The organism is Salinisphaera sp. (genome assembly GCF_035690525.1).
Taxonomy (GTDB): Bacteria; Pseudomonadota; Gammaproteobacteria; order Nevskiales; family Salinisphaeraceae; genus Salinisphaera.
Genome location: NZ_DASSKM010000194.1, coordinates 1 through 20,522 on the forward strand (window position 1 = coordinate 1; position 20,522 = coordinate 20,522).

22 protein-coding genes and 2 pseudogenes are annotated in these 20,522 nt (G+C 63.2%); 17 read left to right on the forward strand and 7 right to left on the reverse strand.

Features of this window, described 5'->3' with window-relative positions; all coding sequences use genetic code 11:
* From VFJ08_RS14915 to VFJ08_RS14945, 7 genes and pseudogenes are all read left to right on the forward strand, one after another.
* Window positions 1–370: pseudogene (locus tag VFJ08_RS14915) on the forward strand (hypothetical protein); the annotation flags it as partial.
* A 114-nt stretch (window positions 371–484) separates the two neighbouring features.
* Window positions 485–1,336 (forward strand): bifunctional allantoicase/(S)-ureidoglycine aminohydrolase, encoded by an 852-nt coding sequence (locus tag VFJ08_RS14920; RefSeq protein WP_324998017.1) that lies wholly within the window; start codon window positions 485–487, stop codon window positions 1,334–1,336.
* Window positions 1,329–2,063, forward strand: a complete 735-nt coding sequence (locus tag VFJ08_RS14925; RefSeq protein WP_324998018.1) for a GntR family transcriptional regulator — start codon at window positions 1,329–1,331, stop codon at window positions 2,061–2,063. Before VFJ08_RS14920 ends, VFJ08_RS14925 begins: the two co-directional genes overlap by 8 nt.
* Before the next feature lie 36 nt (window positions 2,064–2,099).
* The gene (gene puuE, locus VFJ08_RS14930) at window positions 2,100–3,029 is read left to right on the forward strand and encodes an allantoinase PuuE (protein WP_324998019.1); all 930 of its coding nucleotides are present in this window, start codon (window positions 2,100–2,102) and stop codon (window positions 3,027–3,029) included.
* A 47-nt stretch (window positions 3,030–3,076) separates the two neighbouring features.
* The gene (locus VFJ08_RS14935; RefSeq protein ID WP_324998020.1) at window positions 3,077–3,619 is read left to right on the forward strand and encodes an ureidoglycolate lyase; all 543 of its coding nucleotides are present in this window, start codon (window positions 3,077–3,079) and stop codon (window positions 3,617–3,619) included.
* A gap of 36 nt (window positions 3,620–3,655) precedes the next feature.
* Window positions 3,656–4,465, forward strand: coding sequence for a cytosine permease (locus VFJ08_RS14940; RefSeq protein ID WP_324998021.1), 810 nt, complete (start codon window positions 3,656–3,658; stop codon window positions 4,463–4,465).
* Between the two features lie 24 nt (window positions 4,466–4,489).
* Window positions 4,490–5,212 carry an aspartate/glutamate racemase family protein gene (locus VFJ08_RS14945; RefSeq protein ID WP_324998022.1) on the forward strand — a complete coding sequence of 241 codons (723 nt, stop codon included), beginning with the start codon at window positions 4,490–4,492 and terminating at the stop codon, window positions 5,210–5,212.
* Between the two features lie 51 nt (window positions 5,213–5,263).
* Here VFJ08_RS14945 and VFJ08_RS15885 read toward each other — a convergent pair whose 3' ends face one another.
* The gene (locus tag VFJ08_RS15885; protein WP_422663468.1) at window positions 5,264–6,106 is read right to left on the reverse strand and encodes an IclR family transcriptional regulator; all 843 of its coding nucleotides are present in this window, start codon (window positions 6,104–6,106) and stop codon (window positions 5,264–5,266) included.
* A 197-nt stretch (window positions 6,107–6,303) separates the two neighbouring features.
* On the opposite strand from VFJ08_RS15885, the gene bhcA reads away from it, so the two are divergent.
* The 9 genes from bhcA (at window position 6,304) to bcp (ending at window position 14,592) form a co-directional block, all read left to right on the forward strand.
* Window positions 6,304–7,494 (forward strand): L-aspartate--glyoxylate aminotransferase BhcA, encoded by a 1,191-nt coding sequence (bhcA, locus tag VFJ08_RS14955; RefSeq protein WP_324998024.1) that lies wholly within the window; start codon window positions 6,304–6,306, stop codon window positions 7,492–7,494.
* On the forward strand, window positions 7,494–8,492 hold the full coding sequence (bhcB, locus tag VFJ08_RS14960) for a beta-hydroxyaspartate dehydratase BhcB (protein ID WP_324998025.1): 999 nt from the start codon (window positions 7,494–7,496) through the stop codon (window positions 8,490–8,492). The genes bhcA and bhcB overlap by 1 nt, the downstream gene beginning before the upstream one ends.
* Window positions 8,493–8,539: 47 nt before the next feature.
* Window positions 8,540–9,658: a DSD1 family PLP-dependent enzyme gene (locus tag VFJ08_RS14965; protein ID WP_324998026.1), complete on the forward strand. Its 1,119-nt coding sequence runs from the start codon at window positions 8,540–8,542 to the stop codon at window positions 9,656–9,658.
* Between the two features lie 17 nt (window positions 9,659–9,675).
* The gene (gene bhcD / locus VFJ08_RS14970; protein ID WP_324998027.1) at window positions 9,676–10,611 is read left to right on the forward strand and encodes an iminosuccinate reductase BhcD; all 936 of its coding nucleotides are present in this window, start codon (window positions 9,676–9,678) and stop codon (window positions 10,609–10,611) included.
* 43 nt (window positions 10,612–10,654) lie between these two features.
* On the forward strand, window positions 10,655–11,152 hold the full coding sequence (uraD, locus tag VFJ08_RS14975; protein ID WP_324998028.1) for a 2-oxo-4-hydroxy-4-carboxy-5-ureidoimidazoline decarboxylase: 498 nt from the start codon (window positions 10,655–10,657) through the stop codon (window positions 11,150–11,152).
* A complete protein-coding gene (gene uraH, locus VFJ08_RS14980) occupies window positions 11,149–11,490 on the forward strand; it encodes a hydroxyisourate hydrolase (RefSeq protein WP_324998029.1) in 342 nt (113 codons plus the stop codon). The genes uraD and uraH overlap by 4 nt, the downstream gene beginning before the upstream one ends.
* A 1-nt stretch (window position 11,491) precedes the next feature.
* Complete coding sequence (gene pucL / locus VFJ08_RS14985; RefSeq protein ID WP_324998030.1) at window positions 11,492–12,394, forward strand: factor-independent urate hydroxylase; 903 nt, start codon at window positions 11,492–11,494, stop codon at window positions 12,392–12,394.
* 74 nt (window positions 12,395–12,468) lie between these two features.
* Window positions 12,469–14,058 (forward strand): nucleobase:cation symporter-2 family protein, encoded by a 1,590-nt coding sequence (locus VFJ08_RS14990; RefSeq protein ID WP_324998031.1) that lies wholly within the window; start codon window positions 12,469–12,471, stop codon window positions 14,056–14,058.
* 63 nt (window positions 14,059–14,121) lie between these two features.
* The gene (gene bcp / locus VFJ08_RS14995) at window positions 14,122–14,592 is read left to right on the forward strand and encodes a thioredoxin-dependent thiol peroxidase (RefSeq protein ID WP_324998032.1); all 471 of its coding nucleotides are present in this window, start codon (window positions 14,122–14,124) and stop codon (window positions 14,590–14,592) included.
* Between the two features lie 73 nt (window positions 14,593–14,665).
* Here bcp and galE read toward each other — a convergent pair whose 3' ends face one another.
* The 4 genes from galE to VFJ08_RS15015 are packed head-to-tail and all read right to left on the reverse strand — an operon-like array spanning window position 14,666 to window position 17,428.
* Window positions 14,666–15,688: a UDP-glucose 4-epimerase GalE gene (gene galE, locus VFJ08_RS15000; protein WP_324998033.1), complete on the reverse strand. Its 1,023-nt coding sequence runs from the start codon at window positions 15,686–15,688 to the stop codon at window positions 14,666–14,668.
* A gap of 38 nt (window positions 15,689–15,726) precedes the next feature.
* A complete protein-coding gene (locus tag VFJ08_RS15005) occupies window positions 15,727–15,915 on the reverse strand; it encodes a hypothetical protein (protein WP_324998034.1) in 189 nt (62 codons plus the stop codon).
* Complete coding sequence (locus VFJ08_RS15010; RefSeq protein ID WP_324998035.1) at window positions 15,915–16,604, reverse strand: phosphatidylserine decarboxylase; 690 nt, start codon at window positions 16,602–16,604, stop codon at window positions 15,915–15,917. Before VFJ08_RS15010 ends, VFJ08_RS15005 begins: the two co-directional genes overlap by 1 nt.
* Entirely contained in the window at window positions 16,601–17,428 is an 828-nt protein-coding gene (locus tag VFJ08_RS15015; protein ID WP_324998036.1) for a hypothetical protein, read from the reverse strand. Before VFJ08_RS15015 ends, VFJ08_RS15010 begins: the two co-directional genes overlap by 4 nt.
* Window positions 17,429–17,604: 176 nt before the next feature.
* On the opposite strand from VFJ08_RS15015, the gene VFJ08_RS15020 reads away from it, so the two are divergent.
* Window positions 17,605–18,273 carry a hypothetical protein gene (locus tag VFJ08_RS15020; RefSeq protein ID WP_324998037.1) on the forward strand — a complete coding sequence of 223 codons (669 nt, stop codon included), beginning with the start codon at window positions 17,605–17,607 and terminating at the stop codon, window positions 18,271–18,273.
* A 33-nt stretch (window positions 18,274–18,306) separates the two neighbouring features.
* Here VFJ08_RS15020 and VFJ08_RS15025 read toward each other — a convergent pair whose 3' ends face one another.
* Both VFJ08_RS15025 and VFJ08_RS15030 read right to left on the reverse strand, forming a co-directional pair.
* Window positions 18,307–19,950 (reverse strand): ArnT family glycosyltransferase, encoded by a 1,644-nt coding sequence (locus VFJ08_RS15025; RefSeq protein WP_324998038.1) that lies wholly within the window; start codon window positions 19,948–19,950, stop codon window positions 18,307–18,309.
* Window positions 19,947–20,522: pseudogene (locus tag VFJ08_RS15030) on the reverse strand (hypothetical protein); the annotation flags it as partial. The gene VFJ08_RS15025 and the pseudogene VFJ08_RS15030, both read right to left, overlap by 4 nt.

Consider the following 20,522-nt stretch of genomic DNA (forward strand, 5'->3'; position numbering starts at 1 on the left):
ATCCGGCACGTTTCTCAACGGCGCACTGGTCACACCTTATGCCACCCAGGAGGCTTCGGGTCCGCTGTTCGCGCAACCGTTCCTCACCAGCACCCAGGATCTGGGTTCCGGCAACGCCTATGCCGTCGAGATCAAGGGTTCGCCGGTCGATCACACATTCCTTGGCGCGCGTTATTCGTACATGGACCTCAAGCCGACCCACGAGAGCCGTTCCATCGGCCAGTCGGAATATCTGGTCTACGCGATCTATCACTTCCAGGGCGCGCTGGAAGGCCTGAGTATTCAGGATTTCTTCGCGTACCAGACACAGAAGACCGCTTCCGTCGACTTCTTTGAAAACCGGCTGAAGCTGCAGTACAGCTTCGATTGAATCGGCGGCGGTTGCGGCATGAGCCGGGCTTGTCGGGCACCCAACTAAAGTTGGATCGTATCCAATATATTGTTTATCTAGTATCCATTATAGAATATCCGATACCCGCCCGTGATGACCGACCGCTTTTACGCCGCGCCACCCGCCGGTCTGCCGCCGCAGAGCGCCCGGACCGTGGATCGCGCCGTGTTCAAGACCGCCTACGCCGTGATCCCGAGCGGCGCGATGCGCGATATCGTGACCAGCCGCCTGCCGCACTGGCGGGATACGCGCGCCTGGGTTCTCGCACGGCCGCTGTCCGGTTTCGCCGAAACGTTCGCGCAATATATTGTGGAAGTCGGCCCGGGCGGCGGCAGCGATACCCCCGAACCGGAGCACGGCGCCGAAGCCGTGCTGTTCGTGCTCGACGGCCGGCCGAGCCTGACGCTGGACGATACACGGCACGCATTACGCCCCGGCAGCTATGTCTTCATCGGGCCGGGCTCCTGCTGGGCGCTGCATAATCAGGATGACGCGCCCGCGCTTTTCCAGTGGATCCGCAAGCGATACGCCCATGTCGCCGGCATCGACGCCCCGGCCAGCTTCGTCACGCACGACGACGATGTCGCCCCCCAGCCCATGCCGAACTGCAACGGGGTATGGGCGACCACCCGTTTCGTCGACGCCGACGACATCGCCCACGACATGCACGTGACGATCGTGACCTTCCAACCAGGCGGCGTCATTCCTTTTTCCGAAACGCACGTCATGGAACACGGCCTGTATGTGCTCGAAGGCAAAGCGGTCTATCAGCTCAACGAGGACTGGGTCGAGGTCGAGGCCGGCGACTTCATGTGGCTGCGCGCCTTCTGCCCGCAGGCCTGTTATGCCGCCGGCCCCGGCCCGTTCCGATACCTGCTCTATAAGGATGTCAACCGACATCCCTCGCTCGCGCTAAACCAGCCGGGGGGAAGCCGTGATGAGTGATCAGACAACCACCGGCATCGACGCGGCGATGGCAGCCGACGATGGCCCGAACACCGTCGACCAGAGCATCCGGCGCGACATTGCCAACGCTATCTTCGACCAGCGCATGCCGCCGGGAACCAAGCTGTCCGAGGCTCGCCTGGGCGAGCTTTACAACGTCAGCCGTACGGTCGTGCGCAAGGCGTTGTTCCGCTTGGCTAGCGACAAGCTGGTCGATATGCGGCCCAACCGCGGCGCCATTGTCTCGCGGCCGACAGTCGCCGAAGCACGCGAAGTGTTCGAGGCACGCCGGCTCATCGAGTCCGCGATGCTGGAACACAGCGTTGCCGCGATGACGCCCGACAACCACCGACACCTGCGTGAACTCGTGGCCACCGATATAGCCGCACACGACAGCAGCGATCGACAGCGCATGATCCGCGCCTCCGGCGATTTCCATCGCGGATTGGCCGCCATGTCGGGCAACACGGTGCTATGCGGTTTTCTCGACCAGCTCATCGGCCGCACCTCGCTGATTATCGCGATGTATCAGACGTATACGTCGGCGGCCTGCTCGCATCATGCCCACGGTGAACTGATCGAGATAATCGAGCGCGGCGACGTGTCGGGCGCCCAGCGCACCATGCGCCGGCATCTGCACGATTGTGAAAACGAACTTGACCTAGCCGATTCACCGACCGACAACGAGCTGGCACAGATGCTCGGCGCGCGTGGCGCCCGCAGCTGATTGTCATCCAGTCGTATTCACCCTCGGAATCCCCACATGAGTCAGACCGAAGATTTCGTCACCGACTATCCGCGCGACATGATCGGCTACGGTGCCAATCCGCCGCACGCCCAATGGCCCGGCGGCGCCCGGATCGCGGTCCAGTTCGTCATCAACTACGAAGAAGGCTCGGAAAATAACATCCTTCATGGTGACGCGGCGTCGGAAAGCTTTTTGTCCGAGATGGTCGGCACCGATGCCCGCGAAGGCGTTCGCCACATGAGCATGGAGTGGCTATACGAGTATGGCAGCCGCGCCGGCTTCTGGCGTTTGCTGCGCTTGTTCACCGAGCGCGACATGACCGCCACCGTATTCGCGGTGGGCATGGCGATCGAGCGCAACCCCGAAGCCGCGGCCGCGATGGTTGAGGCCGGCTTCGAGATCGCATCGCACGGCTGGCGCTGGATCGACTATCAGTATGTCGACGAGCAAACCGAGCGCGAACATATCGTCCGCGCGGTCGAGGCCATCGAGCGCACGACCGGTCAGCGCCCGGTCGGTTGGTACACCGGGCGCTGCGGCCCCAACACACGGCGGCTGGTCGCCGAGCACGGCGGGTTTCTGTACGACGCGGATTCCTACGCCGACGATCTGCCCTATTGGGAGCCGGTGGACGGCGAGCCGCAATTGATCGTGCCCTACACCCTGGATACCAACGACATGCGCTTTGTCGCTCCACAGGGCTTCAATTCGGGCGACCAGTTCTTCACTTACCTGCGCGATGCTTTCGACATGCTGTACGCCGAAGGCGCCACCCGGCCGAAGATGCTGTCCGTCGGCCTGCATTGCCGTGTGGCCGGCCGGCCCGCCCGGGCCGCGGCGCTCGCGCGTTTTCTCGATTACGTGAACCGGCACGACGACGCCTGGGTCTGTCGACGCGAGGATATCGCCCGCCACTGGCGGGCCACCCACCCTTACCACGCCTGAGTCCAATAAAAAGCACGATCAGGCATGACCTTTCGGAGGAGATCGAAATGTCAGCACAAAGCCACGATGACACAGCGGCGCTGACGCTGACCGCCGTGCCTCTGTCGCCCGAGGCGTTCGCGCCGTTTGGCGACGTGATCGAATCGCAAGGCCCATCCAATCCGATCAACCAGGGCAAGGGCTGGCGCTATCCGGATCTTGCACGGGTGGACGTCGCATCCGGCGACGGGCGCACAGCGATCAGCCGGGTAGCCTGTGTTCCCGAAGCGACCCCTGTGCGGCTCCGGCTCATGGAGCGACACCCGCTGGGCAGCCAAGCGTTCATACCGGTCGACGGGCAGCGCTATATCGTTGTAGTCGCGCCCGCCGGCGAGCCACCCGGGCCGGATGCGCTGCGGGCATTCGTGGCCAGTGGCGATCAGGGCATCAATTATCACCGCGGCGTGTGGCACCACCCGATGATCGCGCTGGATAACGCCTGTGATTTTCTCGAGGTGCACCGGGCGGGTCCGGGCAACAATTGTGATGAGGTGGAAATCGGGGCCCGGATCGCCGTCCGCCTTCCCGACAGTCAGGAGGGCCCGCTATGACGGTCACGACTCCAGACGAAACCGCCGCGACTCCCGATGAAGCCGCCACGATATTCCCCCATCCCCGCCTATACAACGACGACATCGCACCGGTCCAACGGGAAGGCCGGCATTGGAACGCATACAACGTGTTTACTCGGCACCAAGCGCGCCGTCGTGCTCGGCAATCTCACCGGTATTCTGCTCAACATGATGCTGTTCGCACTGATCGTGATCGTGCTCTCCGGCGCACAATTCCATATCAATGGGCAGATCATCAAAAGTCCGGCCGATATCGTGAGCACCATTGCCAGCCCCGTCTGGCGCACCGTGGCCTCGCTCGCGTTGATCGTGCTGACCATCGCGGTGAACCTGGTCGCCAACTTCGTGGCCCCGAACTACATGCTGTGCGATCTGTTCCCGCGCTGGCTCACCTTCCGCCGCGCCGGCGTCGTGACCGCGATCATCGGCCTGGTCATTCTGCCCTGGAATCTCTACAACAGCCCGCTGGTCATCCAATATTTTCTCGGCGGCCTCGGCGCTATCCTCGGCCCATTCTTCGGCCTGATCATGGTCGACTACTGGCTTATCCGGCGTCAGCGCCTGAATATCCCCGATCTCTACAGTGCGGCCGCCGACGGCGCCTACCACTACCGCGACGGTTTCAATCCCCGAGCCTTCTACGCCCTGGCGCCGGCCGCTCTAATCTCTCTCGTCATCGCCCTGGTTCCGGTATTCCAATCGGTGTCCGATTTCTCTTGGATTATCGGCGCGGTTATAGCGGCATTGCTGCATCTGATGCTGGCTCCGAAGAATCAGACCTATCAACACCTCGACGACGAAGCCATTGCCCGCCCGTCCCAATAAACCCGCCATTTAATGAGTCTCAGCATGCGCATTCTCGTCGCCAACGTGAACACCACCACCTCGATGACCGACGCCATCGCGGGTCAGGCACGCGCCGTTGCCAATCCAGGTACCGAGATCGTGCCCATCACCCCGGCCTTCGGCGCCGAATCCATCGAAGGCAATTACGAAAGTTATGTTGCGGCCGTGTCGGTCATGGAGACAATCCGCGCCTTCGAGGGCGAATTCGACGCCATCGTGCAGGCCGGCTACGGGGAACACGGCCGCGAGGGGCTGCAGGAGCTTTTCGAGGTGCCGGTGGTGGATATCACGGAAGCGGCGGCGGCGACCGCCCTTTTCGTCGGCCACAAGTATTCCGTCGTGACCACGCTCGATCGCGCGGTGCCGATGATCGAGGATCGATTGCGACTGGCGGGACTGTTCGAACGCTGTGCGTCGGTGCATGCGAGCGGCCTGGCGGTGCTCGATCTGGAACGCGATCCGCAAGCCGCCATCGAGGCCATCGTCGACAAGGCGATCCACGCGGTTGAATTCGATCGCGCCGAAGCCATCTGCCTGGGTTGCGGCGGCATGGCGGGCTTGACGCAACGCGTCGTGGAACAGACCGGTGTACCGGTCATCGACGGCGTGAGCGCGGCCGTCAAGCTCGCCGAAGGTCTGGTGGCGCAGAAGCTGGCCACCTCGAAGGTACGGATGTTCGCCCCACCCCGCCCCAAGCATTTCGTCAATTGGCCGCCACGGGCCTAATCGACTCAAAGAAAAACACCGATGATCGCCCGAGCCGGTAACCGCACAAGACTAACCGCGCTGTTCTTTCCGGGGCCGTCGGCCGCCACTTTGATGTGTGATCATGTCGGCCGACTCTTGAACGTGCGCCGCCAGCGCCTCGATCCGGTCATCCGTGAACCGCGTCGTCGGGCCGGAGATGGAGATCCCGGCAACCGCCTCTTCGAATTCGTTGAATATCGGCGCCGCGATACAACGCATGCCGAGATACCGCTCTTCATCGTCGATGGCCCAGCCCCGTTCGTAAGTCACTTCCAGTTCGTCGATCAGTACATCGACGCGGGTCAGCGTATTCAGCGTATATCCCGGCAGTTCCATGGACGCGATCTGGTCCAGAACGAATTGCCGCTTCATATGCGCCAGCAACGCCTTGCCGATCCCCGAAGCATGCAGATGACTGCGCGATCCCGGTGGAACAAAGGCACGTATCGGCGCCTCGGTTTCGATCTGCGAGACATGAATCACCTCTCTGTTTTCAAACACCGCGATGTTGCTCGTCTCGCCGGTGCGATCCGTCAACGCGCGCATGGCTTCGCGTCCGACGTCGAGAAAATTCATTCGACGGGCGTAACCCTGGCCGATCCGAAACGCCTCCACGCCGACGCTCCATGTCTGATCGGCCTCATCGAAATAAACCATGCTGCGCGATCTTAATGTTTCCAGAATCCGGTGCGTTGTCGAGAACGGCAGATCGGCGGTCGCAGAAATGACGTTGAGCGTGGCCTTGACCTCTTCCGACAACAGTTTGAAAACCATGAGCGCGCGGTCCACCGACTGCAATTTGGAATCCGCCGAGTTGCCGTCTTTCTTTCGCGGCCTGCCTCGAGACCGGGGCGTATTTGGTCGACTGGCCATGGTTTCACCGTCGTTTCGAGCCGATCTCGACTCATTGAATTTTCCACGAGCTAAAAACGATAGCTCGTTACTTTTATTTAACCATTTAATATCATTAAGTTATATTTTTTCATCATAAATTTCAATATCTCGATATTTTCTTTGAGGGGCATGCGTTTAACAATTATTCTCTAATAATGGTCAATAGGAGATATTTCATGCCTACACAGAATCCGGTTTTCATTCCGGGGCCGACCAATATTCCCGATCGTCTCCGGCATGCGATGGACATGCAGAGCATCGATCATCGCGCCCCCGATTTCGAGCGCCATTTCGTGCCACTGCTGCAGTCGCTGAAGAGCATCTTCGGCACCAGCGTCGGCGAAGTCTTTCTATTTCCCTCGACCGGCACCGGCGGCTGGGAGGCGGCCGTCACCAATACCCTGTCCCCGGGCGATGAAGTCCTGGCCGGGCGTTATGGCATGTTCTCGCACCGCTGGATCGAGCTGTGTCGGCGGCAGGATCTGTACGTGCACGCGGTCGAGGCCGACTGGGGCGAAGGTGTGCCCGTCGCCGAATACGAACGCATCCTGGCGGCCGATACCGAGCATCGCATAAAAGCCGTGCTGGTATGCCACAACGAGACCGCCACCGGCGTGACCAGCGATGTCGGCGCCGTGCGAAAAGCGCTCGATCAAACCCACCATCCCGCGATGCTGTTCGTCGACGGCGTGAGTTCGATCGCCAGTATCGATTTCCGGATGGACGAGTGGGGCGTGGACGTCGCGGTCACCGGCTCGCAGAAAGGCTTGATGCTCACGCCCGGGCTTGCGGTCCTCGCCTTTAGCCCCAAGGCGCTCGAAGCGTGCCATGCCTCGCGCTGCACGCGGGCCTATTTCGATATGCGGGCCATGCGGGAGGCCAATCGCGCCGGCAGTTTTCCCTACACTCCGCCGGTCGGGCTGATCCGCGGCCTGGCCGAAAGCATGAGCATGCTGAAAGACGAAGGCCTGCCTCAAGTCTTCGCCCGCCATCGTCGTATCGCCGAAGGCGTGCGGCGCGCAGTCGATGCCTGGGGACTGTCGCTTTGCGCCAAGCGGCCCGAACTGTATTCGAACACCGTGTCCGCCGTTCAGGTGCCACGCGGTTATGACTCGGGGCTGCTCGTGCGCCACGCCTACGAACACTACGGCGTGTCGTTCGGCGGCGGGCTCGGCGATGTCGCCGGCAAGGTCTTTCGAATCGGCCATCTGGGCGACATGACCGACGTCATGGCGCTTTCGGGTCTGGCCGCGGCCGAAATGGCCATGGCCAATCTCGATTATCCGATCGAGATGGGCTCCGGCGTCGCCGCGGCACAAGCCTATTACAGCGCCACCCGGAATCGCTGGAAGCAGGAGGTGGCGTGATGACGACAAGTCCGGCAACCGAAACCGAGACAAAGCGTCTGGCGATTCCCACCTACGACGATGTCTGCGCCGCCCATGAGCGCATCGCCCCGTGGACCCATCGAACGCCGGTGCTGACCAGCCAGACCTTCAACGACATGACCGGCGCCGATCTGCACTTCAAGTGCGAGAACTTTCAGAAGGCCGGCGCGTTCAAGGCCCGCGGCGCCACGAATGCCGTATTCAGCCTCAGCGACAAGGCCGCCGAGCACGGCGTGGCGACCCACTCGAGCGGCAACCACGCGCTCTCGCTGTCGCGGGCCGCCCAGTGTCGCGGCATCCCCTGTCAGGTGGTGATGCCGCATACCGCGCCCAAAGCCAAGATGGAAGCGGTACGCGGCTACGGCGGCGAAATCACCCCCTGCGAACCCTCGCTGTCCGACCGCGAGCGCACGCTCGACGGCGTCATCGAACAAAGCGGCGCCCACTTCGTCCATCCCTACAACGACCCCCGGGTCATCGCCGGCCAAGGCACCTGTTCGAAGGAGTTCATGGATCAGGTCGGCGGGCTCGATGCGGTAATCGCACCGATCGGCGGCGGCGGCATGATCAGCGGCAGCGCCCTGACCTGTTCGACGATTGCGCCGAATACCCGGGTCTATGCGGCCGAGCCCGCGCAGGCCGACGACGCCTATCGATCGTTCCATGCCGGCCGGATCATTCCCGACGATGCGCCCGACACGATCGCCGATGGGCTGCGCGTATCGCTCAAGCCCTATACCTGGCACTTCGTATCGCACTACGTCACCGACGTACTGCGGGTCTCGGAGGGCGAGATCGTCGACGCCATGCGCCTGGTCTGGAAGCGGATGAAGATCGTCATCGAGCCGTCGTCCGCCGTCGCCGTGGCAGCCGTTCTCAAGAACCCCGGGCTGTTCGCCGGACAACGCGTCGGCGTGATTCTAACCGGCGGCAATGTCGATCTCGACAACCTGCCGTGGATGCACGACAACCGCTGAGCGCGCCCACGACGGCCGCCCACGATACTCATTACGAGGAGATACGAATGCTTTCCAATACCCCGGCCACGATCGGAACCCGCATCGAGGATATCGACACCCCCTGCCTGCTGATCGATCTGGATGCCTACGAGCGCAACCTCGATCGCATGGCGGGCTTCGTCAACGAACAGGGCCTGCGGCACCGCGCCCACGCCAAGACGCACAAGTCCGCCGATATCGCGCACGACCAACTGGCGCGCGGCGCTGTCGGCGTCTGCTGCCAGAAGGTCAGCGAAGCCGAAGCCCTGCTGCACGGCGGTGTGCGTGACCTGCTGGTATCCAACGAGGTCGTCAATCCGCATATGATCGAGCGCCTCGCGGCGATGGCCACCCAGGCCCGCGTTCTGGTCTGCGCCGACGACGCGAACAATATCGATGATCTCGAAGCGGCCGCGGCTCGATACGGCGCCACCCTCGAGGTGCTGGTCGAAATCGATGTCGGCGCGGGTCGTTGCGGGGTTGCCCCGGGCGCGCCGGCCGTGCCACTGGCCCAGAAGATCGATGCCGCCGCGCATCTCAGATTCGCCGGCCTGCAAGCCTATCAGGGCAAGGCCCAGCACGTGCACGATTACCACGAGCGCAAGGGCAAGATCGACAAGGCCGTGGCGATGGTCCGCGACACCGTCGACCGGCTCGCCGACAAGGGGCTGCGCTGCGACATTATCGGCGGGGCCGGCACCGGCACTTATGCGTTTGAGGGCACCAGCGGCATCTACAACGAGTTGCAGTGCGGCTCCTATATCTTCATGGATGCGGACTACCAGCGGATCGCCATGGACGATGGCCGCCTGATCGACGACTTCGAGAACAGCCTGTTTCTCTACACCACGGTGATGAGCAAGACCAAGGCCGAAAAAGCCATATGCGACGCGGGCTTGAAAGCTCAGAGCGTCGATTCCGGCCCGGCGGTCGTGTTCGGGCGCGATGATATCGAATACGTCGGCGCTTCCGACGAGCACGGCGTGATCAGCGATCCGAACAACGCCCTGAAACTCGGCGAGAAGCTCAAACTGGTTCCCGGCCACTGCGATCCGACCGTGAATATCCACGACTGGTATGTCGGCGTGCGCGACGGCGTGGTCGAACGCGTGCTGCCGGTCACGGCCCGCGGCATGTGCCTGTAGACGTGGGAGCGATACACATGAAGTTCATCGACGAGGACACCGCGCGCTCGATCATCGGCGACACGGAAGCCTTCGCCGCCGTGGAATCCGTGTTCGCGGGCATGGCGCGCGGCGAGGCACGCAATTTCCCGGTGGTCCGCGAAGCCATCGGGCACGCCGACGCGCTGTACGGTTTCAAGTCCGGCATCGACAAGAGCACGATGACGCTCGGCGTGAAGGCCGGCGGCTATTGGCCGCACAATGCCGAGCACGGCCTGACCAATCATCAATCGACGGTGGCCCTGTTCGATCCCGATACCGGGCAGCCGACGGCGATGGTATCGGGCAATCATCTGACGGCCATGCGCACCGCCGCCGCCTGCGCGGTGTCGATCCGGCATCTCGCCCGGGCCGATGCGAAGACGCTGGGGATCGTCGGCGCCGGCCATCAGGCGGCATTTCAACTGCGGGCCGCCGCCGCACAACGCGATTTCCAGCGCGTCGTCGCCTGGAACCGGTCGGCCGACAAGCTCGAAGGCCTGGCCGAAGTCGCCGCCGAACTCGGCCTCGGGTTCGAACGCGTCACGCGCGACCAGCTCGGCGCACAGGCCGATGCCATCGTCACGATCACCGCCTGCCATGAAGCGCTGCTGGAGGCCTCGCAGATCCGTCCCGGCACGCATCTGGCCTGCATGGGCACCGACACCGCCGGCAAGCAGGAGATCGACCATCGCATTCTGGACGGCGCCCGGGTGTTCACCGACGAGCCGATCCAGGCCGCTGAGATCGGCGAGTGCCAGCATGCCGTCAATGCCGGCACGTTATCGATCGACGACATCATCCCGATCGGCCGGGTGATCAACGGCGACAGTCCCGGCCGCACATCGGATCGCGATATCACCGTGTTCGATGGGACCGGCGTGGGCCTACAAGACCTCGCCGTGGCGCGGCGGGTCGTGGATCTCGCCGGGTGATCGATATGCCAATGAAGATTCAGCCCACGACACGAGTTCCGAAATGACCCTCGAGGAATTCAATACCATCGACCGCGATACCGCCGTTGCGGCCGTCCGCCCCTGCCTGGATATTGCGCGCTGGGGCGAGGCCATCGTGGATCGACGTCCGTATCCAGACCTCGCATTCGTGCTCGACACGGCACGCGTGGCGGCCGAGCCGTTCACAACCGCCGAGATCGACAGCGCTCTGGCCCACCATCCGCGCATCGGCGAGCGCGCCGCCGGCTCGGGCGCGGAGGCCCGAATGTCGGCCGCGGAACAAGCCGGCCTCGGCGATAGCTCCGCCGAACTCGAGCAGGCGCTCGCAGACGGCAACGCCGATTACGAGCGCCGGTTCGATCGGGTCTTTCTGATCCGCGCGGCCGGCCGCTCACGCTCGGAAATCCTATCCGAGCTCGAGCGCCGGATGGCCCACACCGAGGACGAGGAGCTGGCGGTCATCGCCGGCCAGCTTCGCGAAATCGCTCTGCTACGACTCGAGGGAGTCATCGACTCATGAACGCATCCCACGTCACGACCCATATTCTCGACACGTCATCCGGCCGGCCAGCCGCGAACGTCCAGGTCGAACTGCTCGTCCAGCGGGATAACGGCTGGTCGAGCATCGCCGGCGGCACGACCGACAGCGATGGGCGCATTCGCGACCTGGGCCCGCGGCAACTGGACACCGGCGTCTATCGCCTGTCGTTCGCCACCGGCGCCTATTTCGCCCGCCACAACACGCCGACCTTCTTTCCCGAAGTGGCACTGACCTTCGAGATCGCAGACGCGGATCAACACTACCACGTGCCGCTTCTGCTCAGCCCCTTCGCCTACTCCACCTACAGAGGTAGCTGACATGCACCAAAACCATCGTTTCGTGCTCGGAGCCAACCAATACGGCAAGGCCGAAGTTCATGTTGTCAAAATCACGCGCGACACCGAGCGCCACGAGATCGAGGATCTGTGCGTGACCTCCGAACTTTGCGGTGATTTCGAATCCGCTTACCTCGAAGGCAACAACGAACACGTCGTGCCGACCGATACGCAGAAGAACACGATCTTCGGCCTGGCGCGCACCGGAGTCGGTTCGCCCGAGGCCTTCCTGCTCAAGCTCGGCGAGCATTTTACGTCGAATTTCGACTGGGTCAGCGGCGGGCGCTGGGAAGCCGAGCAATACGGTTGGGACCGGATCCAATCGCACGGCGCCGCGCACGATCATTCGTTCGTGCAGAACCGCCAGGAAACCCGGACCGCGGTCCTGGTCAGGGACGGCGACGTGGATCACGTATTCGGCGGCCTGACCAACCTGACGGTGCTCAAATCGACCGAATCGGGTTTCGAAGGCTATCCGAAGGGCACCTACACCACGCTGGAAGAAACCGACGACCGCATCCTGTCGACCGATGTCACCGCGCGCTGGCGCTACAACAGCAAGGACGTGGACTTCAACACGGTATACGAGAGCGTCAAGGCGCTGTTTCTGGAAGGTTTCGCCGAACGCTACTCGTCCGCGTTGCAGCAGACCCTGTTCGACATGGGCACGAAAGCCCTCGAAGCGCACCCCGAGATCGACGAAATCAAGTTCTCGATGCCCAACAAGCATCACTTCGTCGTCGATCTGGCGCCGTTCGGACAGGACAACCCCAACGAGGTGTTCTATGCCGCCGACCGGCCGTACGGGCTGATCGAAGCCACGGTCGCGCGCGACGATGCCGGCGACGCGGGCAACGCTTGGGAGGGCATGGCCGGCTTCTGTTGAAGAAAGCCGCAGACCGCGGCGAATTAAACCGCCGCAGTCCGATCGCCGGACCTACAGGCAACGGAGGAGATCCCATGAATAAGAGCCTGAGCGCCGCACAAAACGACAACTTTCAAAGGGCTGTCGAGCACGACGACCCCGCACACAATCAATCCAGCGAAACCACCCATGCGCCGCCGGCCGGCCGGGCGCACAACAGCCGGCGCGAGCGCGGCAGAGGCCGGCCGGAAGACGAGCGTTATACGCTCGGCGCCAGCTTTGTCTATGGGCTGCAGCATGTCCTGACCATGTATGCCGGGCTGCTGGCCGTCCCGCTCATCATCGGCCAGGCCGCCGGCCTGTCGACCGCCGATACCGGCACGCTGATCACCGCCACGTTCTTCATGGCCGGCCTGGCCACCCTGCTGCAGACACTTGGAGTGCCGTTTTTCGGCTCGAAGCTGCCGCTTGTACAGGGCGTGTCGTTCGCCAGCGTATCAACGATGGTCGTCATCGCCTCGGGCGCCGGCGGCATTCCGGCCATCTTCGGCGCCGTGATCGTATCCTCGGCCATCGGGCTGGCGATCGCCCCGGTATTTTCCAAGCTCATTCGATTCTTTCCGCCGGTCGTGACCGGCAGTGTGATCACGACGATCGGCATCACCCTGGTTCCCGTCGCCGCCCATTGGGCGATGGGCGGCGACAAGAGCGCGGCCGACTACGGCAGCATCGCCAACATCGGGCTCGCCGCGCTCACACTCGCCATTGCGCTGTTGTTGAGCAAGGTCGGCAGCGGCACGATATCGCGCCTGTCGTTCCTGCTCTCCATCGTCTTCGGCACGCTGGTCGCCTACACGGCCGGCAAGACCGACTTCTCCGGCGTGGCCGGCGCTTCGCTGTTCGCCCTGCCTCACCCGTTCGCCCTGGGCCTGCCGACGTTCAATATCGCCGCGATCGTGTCGATGGTCATCGTGGTGCTCGTGATTCTCACGGAAACCAGCGCCGACATCCTCGCCATCGGCGAAATCGTGGGCACCGATATCGACAGCAAGCGGGTCGCAAACGGGCTGCGGGCCGACATGGCGTCCAGCATGGTCTCGCCGGTCTTCGGCTCGTTCACCCAAAGCGCGTTCGCACAAAATGTCGGCTTGGTCGCCGTAACCGGGATCAAGAGCCGATTCGCCGTTGCGGCCGGCGCGCTGATTCTGTTTCTAATGGGATTGATTCCGGTACTGGGCGCGTTCGTAGCCACCATTCCGCCGGTGGTGCTCGGCGGCGCCGGCCTGATCCTGTTCAGCACCGTCGCCGCCAGCGGGATTCGATCCCTCGCGTCTGTCGATTACGACAACAACATGAATCTCATTATCGTCGCGGTATCGATTGGCGTCGGCGTCATACCCATGGCGGCCCCCTCGTTCTATGCGGCCTTTCCCCATTGGTTCCAGACCATATTTCATTCCGGCATCAGCGCCGCCGCGATTGTCGCAGTGACCCTGAATCTGTTGTTTAATCACTTTCGCTGGGGTACGCCGCAAAATCCATCGGTATTCGCCGCGGGCACCAATCGACAGATCAAGCGCGAGGTCGTCGATGCACTGGAAGAAGGCGATTACTGCGAAAACGGCAAAGTTCTCGATGCCGACGGCAATGAAATCCCCGTGGTATCCAACGAATCGGCCGCATGATTCGCAGGCGCCGCGCACGTCATTACACTGATGACACTGCAGCCATAAGGAGATCTTGAAACCATGACCAATCAGCTCACCGCAGGACAGAAGGCGCCCGATTTCGAACTCGTTGACGACCAGGGCCGAACGGTCACACTGGGGGACTATCGCGGACGCACATTGATCGTCTACTTCTTCCCCAAGGCCGAAACACCGGGCTGCACGACCGAAGCCTGTGATTTTCGAGACAACATCACTTCGCTGGCTTCGGCGGGCTACGATGTGGTCGGCGTCTCGCCCGACGAACCCGAAGCGCTACGCGGCTTTCGCGACAATCACCACCTGACGTTTCCGCTGTTGTCCGATCCCACGCACCGGACCATCGAGGCTTGGGGCGCCTGGGGCGAAAAAACCCGAAACGGCAAGACCGTCACCGGCGTCATTCGCTCGACGATCGTCGTCAATGCGGAGGGCCTGGTCGAACTGGCGAAATATCATGTCGATGCCGAAGGCCACGTCGCGGCCCTACGCAGCGAATTGGAAATGATGTAACGATTGTCGCGGCAAGTCGCCGGCGCCGTAACGAGGGCTCGGTGTGTGCCTTACACCTGGAAAAGTCCACGCCTCAGCCGGCGTCGCGATAGCCCTCGGGATTTTCGCGCTGCCAGCGCCAGGCGTCACGCATGATTTCTTCCAGACCACGCTCGGCGCGCCAACCTAGATCGCGTTCGGCGCGCGAGGCGTCCGCCCAGCATTCGGCCACGTCGCCCGGCCGACGCGGCGCGATGCGGTAAGCGATCTCGCGATCGGCGACGTTTTCGAACGCACGGATCATTTCGAGCACCGAATAACCCCGTCCGGTACCGAGATTCCAAGTCCACAGCCCGGCGCTACCGGCGATCGCGTCGAGCGCGGCCCGGTGGCCGGCGGCCAGATCCATAACATGGATATAATCCCGCACGCCGGTGCCGTCGCGGGTCGAATAGTCGTTGCCATAGACCGCCAGTTCGGGCAGCCGGCCAACCGCCACTTGGCTTATGAACGGCAACAGATTGTTCGGGCGCCCCTGCGGGTCCTCGCCGATACGCCCGGACTCGTGCGCGCCCACCGGATTGAAATAACGCAGCAGCGCGATCGACCAGCGCGGATCGGCCGTCTGTAGATCGCGCAGCAGCCATTCGATCATCAGTTTCGAACTGCCATAGGGATTGGTCGGCCGCCCGGTGGGCGCGTCTTCCGGCAACGGCATCTCGCGCGATTCGGCATACACGGTGGCCGAGGAACTGAACACGAGCGTGCGCAGGTTGGCCCGGTCCATGGCGTGGCATAGCGTCAGCGTGCCGGCGACGTTGTTCTCGTAGTACGCCAGCGGCTGTTCGGTGCTCTCGCCCACTGCCTTGAGGCCGGCAAAATGAATCACCGCGTCGATATCCGATTCGGCAAAGACGCGATCCAGCCGGGCGCCGTCGCGGATATCACCCTCGATGAACGCGATCCGCCCGCCGGTAAGCCGCTCGACCCGGTTCAGCGACTCGCGCGATGCGTTGGACAGATTGTCGTAGACCACGACATCGTGGCCGGCCTCGACGAGCACCAGCGCGGTATGGGAGCCGATGAAACCGGCGCCGCCGGTCAGAAATACTTTCATTGCCGATCTTTCCTCAATGGCATCAATGATAAATCCAATCAGCTGAGCGCGAGCAACAGGGCGAGCCCCGCCCCCCACGCCGCGACGCCCGCCGCGAGTAACAACCAGGCCGGCATGGTAACCCGGCGCCAGACGTAATCGATGACCAGCACCGCGACGCCGCAATAGATGAGCACGGCGAACGGCGTCCAGCCGATATGGCCCCCGGCGAGCAGCCCGCCGGACATCAGCGCGTCGCTTCTTGCATTTCGACCAACGGCGTTTCGCCGGCGCGCACGCGCTCGCCCGGACTCACCAGACAGCGCAGGGGCTCGGCGACTTCGAGCACCACCGTGCTGCCCAGGCGGATTCGCCCGATACGCTGGCCGCGCTCGACCCGCGCGCCGGGGCTTACCCAGGTTTCGATGCGCCGCGCGGCAAGACTGGTGATCTGGCGCACGGCCACGACACCGCCGCGCGATTCGATCACCGTGCGGGTCTGGACCGGGCAGCGCTTGGCGCGCAGGAAGGCGAACTCGCGCCCTTCACCGTCGGTGTAGGCCGCGCCCAGGCGATCCACCGACGCCACGACCCCGGCCACCGGGCTGCGTTGTACGTGCATGTCCCAAAACGACAACGCGATCACGATATAACGGATGCCGTCGCGGCAACCGGTGTCGATCACCAGCCCGTCGGCGGGCGCGATCAGCGTCTCGCCGGTGGGCGGACAACGCTCCGGATCGCGGTCGAAGAATACGAGATAACGCGGGTGAAACCGCTGATTCTCGAGCCATCGCCGGATCTGGGCTTCCGGCCAACGCTGTAGCGGCGGCAACAGCGGCCGGATCAACGGCGATGGATAGGGCCAGTGTCGTATCAGCAGCGCCAGTGCGATTGCGAGCGCGCCGAGGACGACGAGCTGCGCGGCGAGTATCACGAGCGATCGGCCGGATCCGCCGCGTGCGCGTCCAGCCAGGTCTGCAACTCGCCACAGGCTTCGCGCACCGCCTCCGGCAGCACCGGCGCGCGGCCGCGACGGCGCTTGGCCCGAAACCGTGGCGCATCCTTGCCGCGCCCGGAGCCGACGCCGATGATTTCGAACAGGCCGTCCATCGTGGCGGCCGGCGCTTGGGTCAGCGTGCGCTCGGCGACCAGATGAGCCGCGCCGCGCTTGTCGAGCCGCTGCTGACGGTAGGCATTATGAATCGCGTACCAGGCCAGCGCCCAGACGGTGGCGCCGTCCGGGCGATCACCGATCAAGGAAGCCAATGCGCTCGGCAGCGGGCCGTCGCGACGCTCCGCGCGCTCCCAGAGGAACCGCCGGGTGTCGTTCTCGTTCAGCACCCGCGGCGCGCGCATGATGAAACGCTCGCAGGATTCATAGAACCACAGCACACGCGCCGGCGAGAATCGCTCGATCAGCGGCGCGATGCCGTCCGATTCGCCCCCGGTGACGAATATGACCGACGGGGCACGTGAACGTCCGATCAGCCGGCGCAATACATCGTCGCCGCGCAGCCGGTTATTCTCAAAAACCCGCGTATCGCCGCCGCGATAGACATCGGTGTCGAAGTTCGATTCCAACGCATTGATTACGTAGCCGTTACCGATATCCGGCGTACCCGCGAGAAACACCACCACCGGCGTTTCATTGGCCGCCCGGCCGCCCCACAGCCGCTGATACAGTCGCTTGCGGAGCAAAAACCGTCGCCGACGTCTGCCGGCGGCGGTATCAGGCGTCGGCAGGTCGCTATCGGTCATTCATTCACTCCGTGACGGCTCTTCGAATTCGGCATTGTAATGGGTAACGAAATGTTCGTGCGCACAAGCAATACACGTTATCCCCGTATCAACTCTTCCTGCCGCGTTATACACTGTGCCGCCGCAATAACCGTGTCTTACGTTGGCGACGAGGCATACGACGGGAAGGGATTCCAGTGCAACGACATCGACTCAATCTTCGCGAACTCCGCTATACCTACAATGCGCAACGTATGGCCGATCATGTCATGGCCACGCTGAACACAGACGAACTGCTCGCGATTCGCGACGAGGAAGTGCTGGAGCCCGATCGGCGGCTGGTGGATTTCAAGTATTTCCATATCCGGCCCTGGATGGTCGAGAACATTAAGCGCGCGCTACGGCTTGGTCTGCACAAATGCCGCTATCGCCGTATTCTCGATATCGGCACCGGGTTCGGTTATTTCCCCTACGTCTGCGAATACATGGAGCATCAGGCCTCGGCGATCGACATTCCGGACCATCGGCTCTACGACCGGGTCATCGAGGCACTCAAAATCTCGCGCGTCAAACAACGCGTCGACCCCTTCGAGCCGCTAGCGCAACCAGACCGGCCCTACGATTATGTCACCGCCTATCAGCTGGCGTTCAACCGGCCCAACAGTAAAGCGATCTGGGGTGCCGCCGAATGGGCGTTCTTCCTCGAGGACATCATGAACAATCAGCTGGTGAGGGGCGGCCTGCTGCATCTGGAATTCAACTGGTCTTTCCGCATCAACGACTGGTACGACCCCGACACCCGGTACCTGTTCGATGGTTATGACGCGCGCCGCGTGGGCAACGAAGTCGATATCCGCAAGCACTAAGCCCGGCTCGGCCCGTATTGCCTAGATATCTTCTTAGTTCTGCTTCACCGTATGGTTGATAGCGGGTAGGTCGATCGCACGCGGCGGGCGTTTTTTAGGCAGCTCGGCCCGATTGCGATACACGGTGATCTCGCGATCCGGCGCTTGGAAATTGCGGGGCAAACGGTAATGCGCGACGGGCTCGAACTGGGAGGAATGCAATACCTTCTGCAGGCGCCGCATCTCGACGAGATCGGTCCAAAACCCGTCCTGCGCCACCACGTACGAAACCTTGAGCCGGGTCAGTTCCCGCGCGATCTCGTCGGCCGTCAAATCCTTTTGCTCGACGCCCGCCGAACGCCGGATCGCGATCGACAGCAGCAGCTTGTCGGCCCGGATGGTGGCCAAATCCGGCCGGTCGCCGATGGCGCGCATCGCGAATATGAACGCGCCGTCCCGATAGCCGGAAAACACGATGTTGGTCTTTTTCGGCGCACGTTGTGCCACCGCTTTGACGATCGAGGCATAGCCGCCGACGTAGAGCGGCGGATGCACGACGAGCGTGATCGCCAACGTGGCGGCCGCGATGCACGCCAGCACGATTCGAAACGGGTTCCGCCACCGGCGCAGCAGCCACCGCAGACCGCCGACCCCGATCAAGACAAACGGCGGCAGCACCGGGATCATGAAGCGCGGATGTTTTAAGTCGATCGCGGAGAAAAAAACATAGCCGACCACGGCCCAAGCGATTGGAAGCAACCAGCGGCGATCGACCCGGCCGGGTCCGGCCCAGGCCAGTAACCCGGCCGCCAAGCCGAGCGCGAGCGCGACCGTCGTCGGCCAGCCGAGCATTTCCGGGGCGCGCTTCGCGTACCACAGCCAATTGGCTACGGAAAGACGCCCGACCGCCCCGTCCGGCACGCCGGCCACCGACTGCACGTTGGTCTGCCCGAAATGCAGCGTCAGCCAGGCTAGCGGCAGCAGCCCTACGACCACGCCCGTGAGCACAATCCAATGCCGCGCCGAACGCCAAATCCACCGCCCTTCCGCGAGCAACAGCGCGACAGCGAATACCGGCAGCATGAAACAAACGGTAAGCTTCAACCAGACCGCCGCCAGCGCCAGCGCGGCGCTCCAGTAAAGATCGCGGGCGCGCCTGTTTCGCAGGTAATCGACGAAGACGGCGGACGCCCAGACCAACGCCGCCGTGGCCGGCACATCGGTCATGATCTGGCGGCCCCAGAACGCGATTTCCGGCGCGGCGCCCACGATGGCGGCCGCGCCCAACGCCGCGCCCCGATCGAGATAACGGCCGGCCAGTCGGTACATACCCCAGACCAGGCCGAGATAGAACAGCCCGTTGACCACCACCGCGCTCGTCTGCGAGATACCGAGCACCGCATAGGCTACGGCCAGTACCGCCGGATACAGCGGCGGGTAGAACAGAATGGTCAGCGCCGGATACTGGGCGTAGTAGTCGTACGCCCACTGCACCGGGTCATGGATGGGAAACGCCTTGACCAGGTCCAGAATGAACGCGCCGTTCAGCGCACGCCGCGGTGCATCGGAATAAAAGAATGCGTAGCCAGTGTGGACCTGGCTGAACACCACGACCACCAGCAGCGCCAACACGGCGAGCGCCGCGCCGGCCGCGCGATCGAGACCCGGGCGATCGCGGATTGTTTCGAGCAACCTCATGATTCGCGGGCCGCCGGGCGGAAATTACGACGTTTTTCCAGCAAAACCCGGACTTCCCGCCAGAGCGGATGATTAGCCAGCCAAGCGCCGGCCAGGCCGCCGATGATTAGCAGCGCACCGGCGCCGACCAGCGGGCCCCATAGATTATCCGACGTCGGCACCAGAAAAATTCGTAGCAGCGCGGCCGGCGCCAATGCAAACGCCGCCAACACCGCGCTCGGCGCGAGCGCGCGCAAGTAGTCGCGTATCGTGATGTCCGTACATACCACCAGCCCGATGGACACCCCCGCGACCGCGATCGCCGTGGCCGGCACCAGCGCTGCCGCCACCGCCACTACGCTGACGAACGCCCCGCCTATCAACGCGCCGATGGTGATCACCTGCCAGGCGGTCATCCACAGCGCCGCCAACCCCACGCGGCCGATCGCGGTCAAAAAATTTTGATATTGCAGCACCAACAACGCCAAGGCCGACGCCAACGCCAGAAAACGCAGGATCGGCACGGCTGTATCCCATTGGTCGCCGAAGAAGATTCGGATAATCGGAAACGCCATCAACGAAGCGAAGCCGAG